This window comes from Achromobacter sp. SLBN-14, assembly GCF_006715415.1.
Lineage (GTDB): Bacteria > Pseudomonadota > Gammaproteobacteria > Burkholderiales > Burkholderiaceae_B > Achromobacter > Achromobacter mucicolens.
In genome coordinates, this window is sequence record NZ_VFNE01000001.1 from 2,423,195 (window position 1) to 2,436,702 (window position 13,508).

At 63.0% G+C, this 13,508-nt stretch carries 9 protein-coding genes; 4 read left to right on the forward strand and 5 right to left on the reverse strand.

What is annotated here, in order from left to right; translation table 11 throughout:
- Positions 1-45: 45 nt before the first annotated feature.
- From FBY20_RS11040 to FBY20_RS11060, 5 genes are read right to left on the reverse strand one after another with little or no spacing between them, the layout of a single operon-like run.
- Positions 46-1,062: an ABC transporter ATP-binding protein gene (locus FBY20_RS11040; protein WP_174245406.1), complete on the reverse strand. Its 1,017-nt coding sequence runs from the start codon at positions 1,060-1,062 to the stop codon at positions 46-48.
- Entirely contained in the window at positions 1,059-2,069 is a 1,011-nt protein-coding gene (locus tag FBY20_RS11045) for an ABC transporter ATP-binding protein (protein WP_142052134.1), read from the reverse strand. Before FBY20_RS11045 ends, FBY20_RS11040 begins: the two co-directional genes overlap by 4 nt.
- Before the next feature lie 11 nt (positions 2,070-2,080).
- Positions 2,081-3,001 (reverse strand): ABC transporter permease, encoded by a 921-nt coding sequence (locus tag FBY20_RS11050; protein ID WP_142055900.1) that lies wholly within the window; start codon positions 2,999-3,001, stop codon positions 2,081-2,083.
- Entirely contained in the window at positions 3,001-3,975 is a 975-nt protein-coding gene (locus FBY20_RS11055; protein WP_056327633.1) for an ABC transporter permease, read from the reverse strand. The genes FBY20_RS11050 and FBY20_RS11055 overlap by 1 nt, the downstream gene beginning before the upstream one ends.
- Positions 3,976-3,994: 19 nt before the next feature.
- Positions 3,995-5,581, reverse strand: a complete 1,587-nt coding sequence (locus FBY20_RS11060; protein WP_062839295.1) for an ABC transporter substrate-binding protein — start codon at positions 5,579-5,581, stop codon at positions 3,995-3,997.
- Positions 5,582-5,696: 115 nt separating this feature from the next.
- Between FBY20_RS11060 and mnmE the strand changes: the two genes are divergently transcribed.
- The 4 genes from mnmE (at position 5,697) to FBY20_RS11080 (ending at position 13,484) form a co-directional block, all read left to right on the forward strand.
- Positions 5,697-7,049 (forward strand): tRNA uridine-5-carboxymethylaminomethyl(34) synthesis GTPase MnmE, encoded by a 1,353-nt coding sequence (mnmE, locus tag FBY20_RS11065; protein ID WP_056327776.1) that lies wholly within the window; start codon positions 5,697-5,699, stop codon positions 7,047-7,049.
- Positions 7,050-7,204: 155 nt separating this feature from the next.
- Entirely contained in the window at positions 7,205-9,277 is a 2,073-nt protein-coding gene (locus FBY20_RS11070) for a type VI secretion system Vgr family protein (protein ID WP_142052137.1), read from the forward strand.
- Positions 9,274-10,221 (forward strand): hypothetical protein, encoded by a 948-nt coding sequence (locus FBY20_RS11075; RefSeq protein WP_056327631.1) that lies wholly within the window; start codon positions 9,274-9,276, stop codon positions 10,219-10,221. The genes FBY20_RS11070 and FBY20_RS11075 overlap by 4 nt, the downstream gene beginning before the upstream one ends.
- Positions 10,218-13,484, forward strand: coding sequence for a T6SS effector BTH_I2691 family protein (locus FBY20_RS11080; protein ID WP_142052140.1), 3,267 nt, complete (start codon positions 10,218-10,220; stop codon positions 13,482-13,484). Before FBY20_RS11075 ends, FBY20_RS11080 begins: the two co-directional genes overlap by 4 nt.
- Positions 13,485-13,508: the final 24 nt, after the last annotated feature.

Genomic DNA, 13,508 nt, shown 5'->3' on the forward strand with positions numbered 1-13,508 from the left:
CTCGCGCCGCCCCGCGCCCCGCGTCCAGCCCTTTTTCGGCGCAGGTCAGGCGCCATCGTTCAAATGGCAGGCGCTGAACTGGCCCGGTGCGACTTCCCGCAGGAGCGGGCGTTCCGCCTTGCAGCGCGGCATCGCATGGGGGCATCTGGGGTGAAACGCGCAACCGGAAGGCGGATCCAGCGGCGAGGGCAGCTCGCCGCGAATGGGTTGATACGCCCGTCGCCCGGGCGTCAGCGTGGGCAGCTCCTTGAGCAGCGCCTGCGTGTAAGGATGGTTGGCGCGCGCGAAGACCGTATCGGTATCGGCCAGTTCGACGATGCGTCCCAGATACATGATCGCCACGCGGTCCGAAATGTGGCTCACGACGCTGAGATTGTGGCTGATGAACAGATACGTCAGGTCCAGGTCCGCGCGCAGTTGCTCGAACAGGTTCAGCACCTGCGCCTGGATCGACACATCCAGCGCCGCCACGGCCTCGTCGCAGACGATCACCGAAGGCTTGAGCGCCAGCGCCCGCGCAATGCCGATGCGCTGGCGCTGGCCGCCCGAGAACTGATGGGGATAACGCTGTGCAAAGCTCGGATCCAGGCCCACCTGACGCATCAGCCCAGCCACGTACTCCAGCTTGTCGCGCGAGGCAATCAGGCCGTGCGCCGCAGGCGCTTCGCCGATGATGTCGCGCACCCGCATGCGCGGATTCAGGGACGCGTACGGATCCTGAAAGATCATCTGCACGCCCAGCTCATACGCGCGCCGCTCGGCGCCCTTCATGGCATGCACGGGCCTGCCCTGATAGTGCACCTGGCCCGCAGTGGGCGGCAGAATGCCCGACACGATGCGGCCCAATGTGGATTTTCCACAGCCCGATTCGCCGACGATGCCGATCACTTCGCCGGGCCTGACCGCCAGGTCGACGCCGGCCACAGCGTGCACCACCTGCGTCTTCAGCCCCGCACCCAGCAGGTTGGCAATGCGGCCGGCCAGATCCACGGGTTGCACGAAGCGCAGTTCGACTTCGTTCAGCGCGAGGATCGGCGTGGGATTGATTGCAGCTTCGGTCATAACGTGTCCGGCGCTCCGGCATGCCAGCAGCGCACCCATTGCGCCGGGCGGACTTCGACGGGCGGCGGTTCGGTAAGACACGCGTCCGTCGCGCGCGGACAGCGCCCCCGGAATGCACAGCCCTGCGGCAGGTTCAAGAGCGACGGCGTCATGCCGGGAATCGGCACCAGCGGCTTGCCCCGCGACGCCGGCGTCGGAATCGACGCGATCAACCCGTGCGTATACGGATGCATCGGATGGCTGATGACCGCCTCGGTGCTGCCCGTTTCCACGACACGGCCCGCATACATCACCGACACACGGTCGGCCAGGCCCGCCACCACGGCCAGGTCATGCGTGATCCAGATGAGGCCCGTGCCCGTTTCGCGGCAGAGCTTCTGCACTTCGAACAGGATCTGCCCTTGTATCGTGACGTCCAGCGCGGTCGTGGGCTCGTCCGCAATGATGAGGCGCGGCGAATTCAGAAGCGCAATGGCGATCGCCACCCGCTGGCGCATGCCGCCGGACAGCTGATGCGGATACGTGCGCAGGCGCTCTTCTGGAGAGGGAATGCCCACCATCGCCAGCGTCTGCAGCGCGCGCTTTCGCGCCGCTTCGCGCGAGACCTTGGCATGCGCCTGCACCGCCTCGATCATCTGCGTGTCCACCCGCAGCACCGGATTGAGCGTCATCATCGGATCCTGGAAGATCATCGCGATCTCCTGTCCCCGCAACTGACGCCATCGCGCAGGCGTGGCCGCGCGCAGGTCCTCGCCGTTCAGCCTAAGATCGCCGCCGACGATGCGCCCGGGCTCATCCAGCAGGCCCATCAACGAAAACCCCGTGATGCTCTTGCCCGATCCGGACTCGCCCACCAACCCCAGGATCTCTCCTTCGGCCAGCGTCAGGTCCACGCCATCCACGGCCTTGACCACGCCATTGCGCGTGAAGAAATGCGTCTTCAGGCCATGCACCTCAAGCACTCGGGCCGGGCCCGGAACGGATCGCTGCGCGGCGTTCGTCTGCATCGCCCCTGTCCTCAATTCGCGTGCCGCGGGTTGAGCACATCGCGCAAGTGGTCGCCCACCAGGTTGATGGCGATGATGGCCAGCGCCAGCGCAATGCCGGGAAAGAACGAAATCCAATACTGGCCGGAAAGCAGGTACTCGAAGCCGTTGTAGATCAGCATGCCCAGCGACGGCTCGGTGACCGGCACGCCCACGCCCAGGAACGACAGCGTTGCCTCCAGCGCAATCGCGTGCGCCAGGTCGATCGTGGCGATCACGATGAGCGGCGGCATGCAGTTCGGCAGCACGTGCCGGAATAACACGCGCGACCACGACAGCGACATGCACCGCGCCGCCTCGACGTATTCCTTGCCGCGCTCGACCAGCGCGGCGCCACGCGCGGCCCGCGCAAAGTACGCCCATTGCACGACGATGAGCGCGATGATCACCTTGTCCACACCCTTGCCCAGAATGGCCAGGAGCATCAGCGCCACCAGGATCGCCGGGAACGACAACTGGATATCCACAACCCGCATCAGCAAGGCGTCGATGCGCCCCCCGAAATACGCGGCGATCAGCCCGACCGTGGCGCCGATGCCAAAGGCGGCCAGCACCGACACCGTGGCCACCATCAGGCTCGTGCGCATGCCGTAGAGAATCGCCGAAAAAAGGTCGCGCGCCTGGCCGTCGGTGCCCAGCCAATGCCGCATCGAACCATCCCCGCTTTCGCTGCCCGGCCTGAGCTTCGAATCCATGATGTCCAGGCTGGCCAGATCATAGGGATTCTGCGGCGCGATCCACGGCGCCAGCAGCGCCGCCCCCACGATCACGACCAGCATCACCAGGCCCAGGGTGGCCAGCTTGCTGGCAAAGAAGTCCGACACGAAACGGCGCCAGGGCGACTGCTCTTTCGTCGGCGCCGGGGGCGAGGCAGCGGTGGCGGGCGTATTCATCATCGGCGGCTATCCAGGCGTACGCGGGGGTCCAGCACCGTGTAGATGATGTCCACCACCAGATTCAACATGACCAGGAAGAAAACGATCAGCAGCAGATACGCCACCACCACCGGCCGATCCAGATTGATGATGGAATCGATCAGCAGCTTGCCCATGCCCGGCCACGAAAACACGGTCTCCGTCACGACGGCAAATGCCATCACCTGACCGAACTCCAGGCCGGCCACCGTCACCACGGGAATCAGGATGTTCTTGAGCAGATGCACACCCAGGACGCGCTTTTCAGCCAGGCCCTTGGCGCGCGCGAACTTGATGTAGTCCATGGGCAGCGCCTCGCGCGTGGCCGCCCGCGTCACGCGGATGATCATGGCGCACTTGGCAAACGCGATGGTCGCGGCGGGCAGGGCCAGGCTCAGCCAGCCGTCCAGCGTCAGCACGCTCAGTTGCAGCGAGCCGATGCTGACGGTGTCGCCGCGGCCGCCGGCCGGAACCCAACCCAGCATCACCGCAAAAACCATGATGAGCATCAGGCCCACCCAGAAATTGGGCAGCGAAAATCCCAGCACAGAGCCCGTCATGATCGCGCGCGAGCCCACCGCCGCGGGTTTCAAACCCGCCAGGATGCCGAGCGGCACGCCGATCAGCACCGACAGCAGCATGGCCACACAGGCCAGCTCGACCGTCGCCGGCATGCGCTCCAGGATCAGGTGCATGGCCGGCTCGCCGGTCAGGAAACTGTTCCCGAAATCGCCGCGCACGGCCTGGCTCATGAAGATCAGGTACTGCCGCCACAAGGGCTGGTCCAACCCCAGCGATGCACTGATCGCGGCGCGCTGCGCCTCGGTCGCTTCCGGACTGGCCAGCATCGAGACCGGATCGCCGACCATGTAAATGCCGGCAAAGACCAACGCCGACATGACAAGCATGACGACGATGGTCTGCAGCAGCCTTCTGACAATGGTTGCAAGCACGAGATATCGCCCGGCGCGCTTACTTCTTCAGCGTAGCGTTCTGCGCCAAGGTGACCTGGTCCGGACGGCCTTGATAGCGGATGTCGTTCTTCATCGCCCAGACCGACAGCTCGAAATGCACGGGCAGCATCGCGAAATCATCCATGGCGATGTTGCTTGCCGTGGACAGCAGCTCCGCGCGCTTGGCGTCATCCATCGTGGACGAGGCCTGCTTCACCAGTTCATCCATCTTGGGGTTGGAGTAGCGGCTGCGGTTCGTCGTGCCCTGGCCCGCTTCCGGGTTGCGCGTCATCAGCAGCGACGTCAGCGCGTTCGACATTTCACCGCTGGTCACCGACCAGCCCGCCAGATAAGCCGAGAACGAGTAGCTGTCGCGGTTCTTGAAGAACACCGGGGGCGCCATCGCATCCACGCTGGTCTTCACGCCAATGCGCGTCCACATCGAAGCAATGGCCTGCGCCACCTTCGAATCGTTGACATAGCGGCCGGACGGCGAACCCAACGTGATCGAAAACCCGTTGGGGTAGCCCGCTTCCTTGAGCAGCGCCTTGGCCTTTTCGACATCGGCCTTGGGGGCCTTCGAATGTTCCTTGCTGGCGCCGAACATCGGATACGGCAGGAGGTTGCCCGCGGGCAGGGCGACGCCGCCCATCACGCGTTCGACCAGCGCATCGCGATTGATCGCCAGCGACAAGGCCTCGCGCACGCGCTTGTCCTTCATCGGATTCTTGTCGGTGCCCTGCACGCCGGGCGAGGGCTCCGCATACTGGTCCAGCGCCACGTACACCACGCGCACCGACGGCGTTTCCTCGACAAAGAGCTTCTTGTCGGACTTGAGCTTGGGCAGGTCGTCGGTGGGAGGATCTTCGATCATGTCCACGTCGCCCGCCAGCAGCGCGGCCACGCGCGCGGCGGCGTTACTGATCGGACGATAGACTACGCGATCCCATTCGGGTTTCTTGCCCCAATAGTTGTCATTGCGCGCCAGCACGAACTCCGCGCCGCGCTTCCAGGACACGAACTTGTAGGGCCCCGTCCCGATGAGGCCATCGCCGCTGTTCAATTCAGTCGTCGTCTTGCCTTCCGCGGCGGGACCCGACGCGGCCTTCTTCGACATGATGGGCAACTGCGCCAGGTTCACCAGCAGATTGGGCGCGACGTCCTTGGTGGTGATTCGGATCGTCATCGGATCGACCGCTTCGGTCTTGGCGACAGATCCCAGATACAGCGTGAACGGCGAGGGGCTGTTGGGCACCTTCGGCACGCGGTCGTACGTGAAGACGACGTCCTCGGCGGTGAACGGCGTGCCATCGGAGAATTTCACGTTCGGGCGCAGCTTGAAGGTCCAGACCTTGCCATCGACCGTCCAGGATTCCGCCAGCGACGGCTGGGGCTTGAGCTGCGCGTCGGTGGCGACAAGCGTATCGAAAATGGTTTGGGAGATCTGCGTATTCGGCGTCAACGCGTGGTATTGCGGATCCATCGAAGACGGCTCGGTCTTCAGTCCTATCACCAGGTCGCGGGCCATGGCCGCACTGAATGTGCCACAGGCCATCACCACCGCGGCAGCGCCGCAGGCCAAGACACGCGAAAACCGAGATGCCATCGTGATCTCCCAGAGTTGTTTCGGGTTTTGAACCTCGGGGCCACAGTAACCAGCAAACAACGCGCCGCGCAACAGTTATATTCCCCTATTGTTTCGCCTTGTCATCTGCCCCGATATGTCCGCTTACGCCCCCATTGCCGCCATCGCCACCGCTCCTGGAAGAGGCGGCATCGGCGTCGTGCGCATTTCTGGTGCGGACCTGTCCGAATTGGTGCGGCGCCTATTTCAGCGCGATCTCACGCCCCGCCATGCGCACTATCTTCCCTTCAAGACTGTCGAAGGCGAACTGCTGGACGAAGGCATCGCCATCTACTTTCGCGCGCCGCATTCCTACACCGGCGAAGACGTGCTGGAACTGCAGGGCCACGGCGGCCCGGCCGTGCTGCGCCGCGTGCTGGACAGCTGCCTTGCCGCCGGCCGCGACCTGGGCGTGCGGCTGGCCGAACCCGGCGAATTCACACGCCGCGCCTTCCTGAACGACCGCATGGATCTGGCGCAGGCCGAAGCGGTGGCCGACCTGATCGAAGCCTCGTCGGTCGCGGCCGCGCGCGGCGCCATGGCGTCGCTGTCTGGCGAATTCTCGGCGCGCGTCAACGACCTGTCCGACCGCATCATTCACCTGCGCATGCTGGTCGAGGCGACGCTGGATTTTCCCGAAGAAGAGATCGACTTCCTGGAAAAGTATCAGGCGCGTCCCACCCTGGACGCGTTGGCCGGCGACCTGTCTGCGCTGATCGCGCAAGCACGCCAGGGCGTCATCCTGCGAGAAGGCCTGCATGTGGTGTTGGCCGGCCAGCCCAACGTGGGCAAGTCCAGCCTGCTCAACGCGCTGGCGGGCGACGACATCGCCATCGTCACCCCCATTGCCGGCACCACGCGCGACAAAGTGGTGCAGGAAATCCATATTGATGGCGTGCCGCTGCATATTGTCGACACGGCCGGCCTGCGCGAAACCGAAGACACTGTCGAAAGCATCGGCATCGCGCGCACCTGGCAGGAAATCGAACGCGCCGACGTCATCCTCCATTTGCAGGATGCCACCCAGCCGGGCGACGAACTCGACGCGCAGATCACCGCGCGCCTGCCCGCCCGCACGCCGGTGCTGAAAGTATTCAACAAGGTCGACCTGCTGCCCGAGCCTTTCGTCCCCGGTCCCGGCGAACTGGGGATCTCGGCCAAACGCGGCGCGGGGCTAGACGCGCTTCGCGCCGAACTGCTTCAAATCGCGGGATGGAACCCTGGCGCCGAGTCGCCTTGGCTCGCGCGAGAACGGCATCTGCATGCATTGCAGGAGGCTGCCGAACATCTGGAACTGGCCGCCGCGCATGCCAGTCAGGATGACCGCGTGCTGGACCTGTTTGCCGAGGAACTGCGGCTGGCGCACGACAGCTTGTCGAGTATCACTGGCAAGTTCACCAGCGATGACCTGCTGGGGGAGATTTTTTCCAGTTTTTGCATCGGGAAGTAGTCAGGATCTTTACCCTGCAACGTGCTTGCGCACATCGATTTTCTTAATTAATAAGACTCTTCTGATTTACACGAAATATCGGCGGCTTTTACAACCGGTGGTGCCCTTTGGCACCAAGGACGACCCGAGCGGTCTGTCCCAACCGGAAGCCCGCCATGCCTACCCAATCCGATCTTCGCTTCACGTTCGCCATTGGCGAAGAGCCCTTCGAGGTCGTCGAGTTCTCGCTCCAGGAAGGCTTGTCCGAGCCTTTCGTGCTGCAAGCGGAACTGGCCAGCGCCAATCCCGCCATCGATTTCGGCGCGGTGCTGGACCGCGCTGCGCTGCTTACCATCTGGCACGGCGACACCCCTGTCCGGTACGTGCACGGCGCGGTGTCTTCATTCGTCCAGGGCGAAACCGGCTTTCGGCGCACGCGCTATTCGGCTGTCGTCGAACCGCGTCTGGCACGGCTCGCGCTCAGTTCTGACTGGCGGATCTTCCAGGCGCTGACCGTTCCACAGATCGCCGAGGCCGTGCTCAAGGCGCATGGCCTCACCCAGGACTACGAGCAGCGCAGCACCACCGAGCACCAGTCCCGCGAGTACTGCGTGCAGGCCGGCGATACGGACTACCACTTCGTCGAACGCATCATGCGTGAGGAAGGATTCTTCTATTCCTTCCGTCATGGCGCCGAAGGACATCAACTTGTCCACAGCGATCGCCTCTTCATTCACGGCCGCGTCGGCGACGGGCCGGTGCAGTACAACCCCATGCCCGGCGGCGATCAGCCGCAGCCTGCGCTGCGTCGCTTCACCTACACCGAGAACGTTCGCACCGCGCGCCAGACGCAGCGCGACTACACCTTTCACCATCCGCGCTATACCCACCAGCACAGCCGCGATGGGCGCGACCTGGACCATCAAGGCCGCCGCTACGAGCGTTACGACTACCCCGCCCGCGCCAAGTTCGACGAGGCCGGCAAGCCCTTCGCCGAGAATCGCCTGCGCGGGCATCGGCGCGACGCGCGCATCGCCTTGGTCGAAGGCGATGACCCGCGCTTGCAGCCTGGTATCTCCTTCACGCTGGCCGGGCACCCACGCGAGGACATGAATCGCGGCTGGCGCCCGGTCCGCATCGTCCACCGCGGCATCCAATACACGAGCCAGGCCGAAGAATGCGCCGATGCCGCGTCAGGGACTCGATACCACTACGAGGCTGAATTGGTACCGGACGACGCCGAATGGCGCGCAGAGCCATTGCCCCGGCCCCGCATCGACGGACCGCAGAACGCCGTCGTGGTCGGCCCACCCAATGAAGAGATCTACACCGACGAATACGGCCGCGTGAAGGTCCAGTTCCCCTGGGACCGTCTAGGCAAGGAGGACGAACACAGCTCCTGCTGGATACGCGTATCCCAGAACATCGCTGGCGCCACGTGGGGCCACATGGCCATTCCCCGCATCGGACAAGAGGTCATCGTCTCGTACTTCGACGGCGATCCCGACCAGCCCGTGATCACCGGCCGCGTCTACAACCGCCTGCAATTGCCGCCTTACGACCTGCCGCGCCACAAGACGCGGATGACCATCAAGACCAAGACCCACAAAGGCGAGGGATACAACGAACTGCGCTTTGAGGACGAGAAGGATCAGGAAGAAATCTACGTCCACGCTCAGAAGGATCAGAACATCCACGTTAACCACGACGAGTCGACGTTCGTGGGTCACGACCGCAGCGAGCAGGTCGAGAACGACGAAACCATCACCATTGGCCACGACCGCAGGGAGACCGTGGGCAATGACGAACAGGTGAACATCGGCCAGGACCGGCGGCACGACATTGGGCGGGACGACTTCCTGACGGTGGGACGTAATCACACCATCTACACCGGCAAGGACCGCACCGAGGAAGTGGGCAACAACCGCCGCGACAAGACGGCGGCCAATCACTGGGTGAGTATTGGCGGGCACCAGGAGCAGAGCGTGGAGGGGCGAGCGGAACTGCGGGCGGGCCAGGCCATCCGTCGTCGGACAAGGGACTACTCTCTGCATGCTGGAGAAGATCTCATCATTAAAGGGCCGGGCGGAACCATTCGAATAGATAGCACCGGCATAACCCTTGACGCTATCTCCATCCAGGTTAAAGGTCCGCTCAGGATGCAGGGGGGCGGCGGCGGAAATGAACTGGCTCTGGGCTGCGAGGTTCTGGAAGGCGCACTTTCTGATTGTCTGGAGCGCGCCAGATGATGCAGAACGCCGTACAAGCGTTTGCCCGTCTCGAACGCGCCCCCAGCGACTATCTTTACCTCTTGCTGGACCCGCTCGCGCCGTGCGAGCCACAAGATCCCCTTAGCATTCGGTCGCTAACCCACGCGTTGGGCGAACAGGCGATCGCACGCGTCATCCGGCCAGACCTTGCCCATACGCCCGACGCGTGCCCGGCGCTTATACAGCTGGCCGCGCCAGAAGGTGCCGCGGACATTTCTCTGCTCGCAGCCGCCGAACGTTCCGCGCGTGATGATGCCAGCTATAAAAAGCGCTATGTGTGCGGATGGCTGACCAGTGATCAATCCCTCGCTGCGCTCGCCGATCACTTGGCTGCGCGCTGCCTGGATGTCGTCGTGCCCATAGCTGGGAAACGCATGACGCCGTGGTTCGAGCCGTTGCGGCTCGAACTGCTCGCGGCATCAATGGAACACGCCTTTCCTGCTCTGCTGTGGCCCGTCAAACGTTGGCTTTGCCCGACCAGCTGGGGCGCCTTCACCTTACTTCGCGGCTCCCCCACCGAAGCCGGCTCGAATGCCCCTCCACTCGTTCGACAGGCACTGCAACTTGCACCGCTCGTCAGCGATTTCCTGGATGTCTGGCGCGCCGCGCTCCGATTCCCCGTGACGTATGCCCCAATGCGCTGGCGTGGCCCCACGATTCTTCCGCCCCAGGCCGCCGTGCACGCTTTCCGGATGATCCGTGACGCACAGAACTCACGCTTGCGCCTGAGCGCCGACATCATCGACCTGTGCATGCATCGCGTCTTCATTCATCCCCATCTGCCACGGCATCCAGAAATACAGGACGACATCCAAGCCGCCGTCGCAGGGCAGTCCACATTGCAAGCGCGTTTTGACAACTACGACGACTTTGCGTGGCAGCGCATCGTTGCGTCATTACCTCCCGCCGCGAACTACACATGAGCATCAGCAAGACCCTGACCCAGGCCCGGCGCCAGGCGGCGCCCAATCCCACCGGCTCGTGCAGCGCGTGTGAACGTACCGGCTTACCGATCCTGCCGCTACGGCTTGCCATCATGCCGGTGACAGGCGGACTCAAGCAACATGGCGCACTCAGTAACGAATCCATTCAGACTGCTTTGCGTGTACTGAGGCAGGGGTACGTCTATGTGCTGCTGGACAAAGAAATCTGGCATGCCTATCAGGTCACCCCGGAAGGCTATCTGCGCCAGTTCAATCCGTTCTCCATGCCACGGGCGGCGCCCGAGCCCCTAGCCAAAGCTTGCCTGGACGCCGGACACGATCTGCGCTCGGCATTCATCAACATCGACACCGCAGCGCACAAGCAGGCCTGGATCGCGTTTTCACAGGACCCTTGGCCCAAGGCGACACTCGATGCCTACCGCACCGGCAAGCACGCTGATGGAAAGGCACTGCCCGCTGATTATCGGCAGCGGTTCAGGGCGATCAATCTGATCACGCTCAAGCAGGATCCGACAGGTGGCGACCAGGCGCTTGCCCTTGAGCACGGTGATGATCTTGCTCAGCATGTCGCCGAGTACGCCATCGGCACGCACGACTTCGGTAGCGTTCATGACTGGCATCCCCGTCATGCCCGCCTTGAAGCCATGCAGGCGCAATTGCGCATGCTCGAAAAGCAGCATGGGCTTGCGAAGGGGGTTGCAGGACTCATCCTGCCCGACCCGGTAGGCATGGCCGCAGAGCTCAACAGCCTGCGTCTTTCTGTCAACACGATGCGCCAGCGGTGGCGTGAAGAGCCAACACGGCGGTATGCCTACCTCACCTCGCAGTGCCTGCTCGGAATCAAAGCTTACATCGCCCAGCAGGTAGAGGCTGCACACCCGCCTCCGCCGCCACCTAGCGACTACTGGACGTCCAGCGAATCCGGCGTCCCGCCCGTATTCCATGACCCCGCACAACAACGTGCTGGCGTGGTCAATCGCGAGACCGGGCGTCGCATGGCCCGGCTAGAAGACCGTTACTGGGAAACCGGCCCTGCAGGGCGAAAGACTTTTCAGGATGCGTACGACAAGGAAGACGACCGCTTTCAAAAGCAGATCGACGCTTATGCAACCGACTGGGCCGACCTGGTGGCTGGCGCCAGTTGGCGCCGGATCATGGCTTTGGACTATGCGGACGCCGATGCGCGTTCGCAGCGATGCCGCCTGAGCACCACCGCGGCTTGTCTCGCGGGCGGCATCACGGATGCCCCGCTACAGCACACAGCGCCGGCGGACGAGAGCCAACCAGGCGAAAAGTCCACGCCGCAAGCGTTGGGGCCTAGCAGCAAGGCATGGAAAGACCTGCTGTCCGACGCAGGTAGTCCGGCCTACATCGCGCTCAATGGGCAATACACCGACTTGCAGCAGGCGTTCGAACCCTTGTTCTCCAACGCGATGCCCTCGGAGGCAGGCAAGAAATACTATGACGCGATAAAGATGATCGCCACGAGCAAGGAGGGAAGCGATTGGCGCCGGACGCTCGTTGTTGAATCTGCCGATCAGTTGTTGGCGGCCATTCACGATGCGAGTAATCGCCTCGAAAACACCCTGAGCAGCGGCGCCAGGGCGGCTTTAGACAACCTCCAGTCCGGCGCCGCCTGGCTGTACGGTAAGGCCAAGTTCACCCAGGTCACCATCCAGCTCACCGTGGGGGAGTGCTTCGAGCTGCTGTCGAGCGAGATTCGCGAGCACGCCAACTCCGCCCAAAAGGCCGCCGGCAAACGGGCACGTGCGATGTTGCTGGGCAGTCTGATCACCATCCCGAATGCCAATGTCCGCAATGTGCTCATCGACGTCACGCTATGGGCGCATGGAACTGCAGAAGAGGTCAAGAAGCGCATCCTGGATTTCAGCAAGGAGGCCAAGGAGGGCGCGCAGGATATCAGGCAGGCTGCTGGCGCGCTTGGGCAAGAGATCAACAGAGAAGCCAAGTCTGCGCTACGCCAGGTCAACGCCGGCCTGAAGAATCTGGAACCCGCTGCCGCCGCGGTGCTCGAGGGCCTACAAGTTGGCGCGGCGGGGGCTCGTCGTGTCGCCGGCAGCACCTTTGCGAGCTTGAAGAGCCTGGCCGTCGGTAGTGTGGATGGCGGCTTGTCTTTCATCGGCCTGTATTTTCTGCAGGACAGCTTGAAAAGCACGTTAGCTGACCTGGATGCGAAAGTCGGCGCGCGGCATCCGGAGGCTGTGGCGGCGTTTTATAGCGTGGCGCTGGGCTTCATGGGAGCGAGTGTTGAGGCGGCCGGGCTGGCGATCAAGGTTCCGGCGGACGCTGCCCGAGGGTTCGTGCTGCGCTGGGGTGTGGAGAAAACTCCTGTCCTCAGGCGCGTCGTCGGGTTGGGGTCGAAGATGGTGATGGTGGGTGGAGCGATTTCGGCTTTGGCGGGGATTGCGGATGCTGGTGCTAGTTTTCGTGCTGCCGCTCGCGTTTCTAAAGCTGGTGACGTAGGTGCCCGTCGGGCCCACATATTTGCTGGGGCTTTATCGATTTTCGGGGCGGCCATGATCTCTTTTGGAGCTGTAGGTTTACTCTCGCTGATCGGGGGGCTGGGAGCGGGTATCGCTATCGGACTCGCCGCCTTCGCAGTATCGCAACTCGCAAAGATCCTCGAATCCGATGCATTGGAAAAGTGGGCCCGGCGATGCTATTTCGGTCAAGCGGATGAGCGCTGGCGCCATCCGGCAGACATGGAAGTCTCAATTGCTGCACTTAATGCGGCAGTGATCGGCATGGATGTGGACCTCCGCTTCTCTAAGGAAGACCGAGCGATGTCAACAGATGAGCTCTACAACGAAGACATCGGAGTGATCAAGAACCGGGGCGCATTCAAGAAAGAAAAAGCGCTTGTTTACAGCGCAACTTTTCCTGGATTTGATGCCCAACAATCTCGATACCGCTTTACGCTTACCACCGAGCGCTTTGGTTTAGCACAAGGCGCTAAACGCACTCCCCATCTATCTTCCCACGTCATCGCATCCGGGCAAATCAACGATACAGCCCCACCCATGCCTGTTTCCACCTTGAATAGGCCGGATTACACGTTGGATAGTGAGACTGCACCGACGTCCTCTCGGCCAATCCTCAGCGGCCGGTTCTGGCTAGATTCGCTCAACAATATCAAATCGGCAACTTTCGTTGTGGCGTTCTGGCCAGATAAAAGCGATAGCTCCGGCTACGCAGCCATAGAAATCACTGAGCAACTCTAATGGCAAGACCTCGACTGAATCCCT

What these genes read in the sequence shown, in the direction of transcription:
- FBY20_RS11060 (WP_062839295.1), bottom strand. Translation starts at nt 5,581, where the DNA reads ATGGCATCTCGGTTTTCGCGTGTCTTGGCCTGCGGCGCTGCCGCGGTG.
- FBY20_RS11080 (WP_142052140.1), top strand. Translation starts at nt 10,218, where the DNA reads ATGAGCATCAGCAAGACCCTGACCCAGGCCCGGCGCCAGGCGGCGCCC.
- FBY20_RS11070 (WP_142052137.1), top strand. Translation starts at nt 7,205, where the DNA reads ATGCCTACCCAATCCGATCTTCGCTTCACGTTCGCCATTGGCGAAGAG.
- mnmE (WP_056327776.1), top strand. Translation starts at nt 5,697, where the DNA reads ATGTCCGCTTACGCCCCCATTGCCGCCATCGCCACCGCTCCTGGAAGA.
- FBY20_RS11040 (WP_174245406.1), bottom strand. Translation starts at nt 1,062, where the DNA reads ATGACCGAAGCTGCAATCAATCCCACGCCGATCCTCGCGCTGAACGAA.
- FBY20_RS11045 (WP_142052134.1), bottom strand. Translation starts at nt 2,069, where the DNA reads ATGCAGACGAACGCCGCGCAGCGATCCGTTCCGGGCCCGGCCCGAGTG.
- FBY20_RS11050 (WP_142055900.1), bottom strand. Translation starts at nt 3,001, where the DNA reads ATGAATACGCCCGCCACCGCTGCCTCGCCCCCGGCGCCGACGAAAGAG.
- FBY20_RS11075 (WP_056327631.1), top strand. Translation starts at nt 9,274, where the DNA reads ATGATGCAGAACGCCGTACAAGCGTTTGCCCGTCTCGAACGCGCCCCC.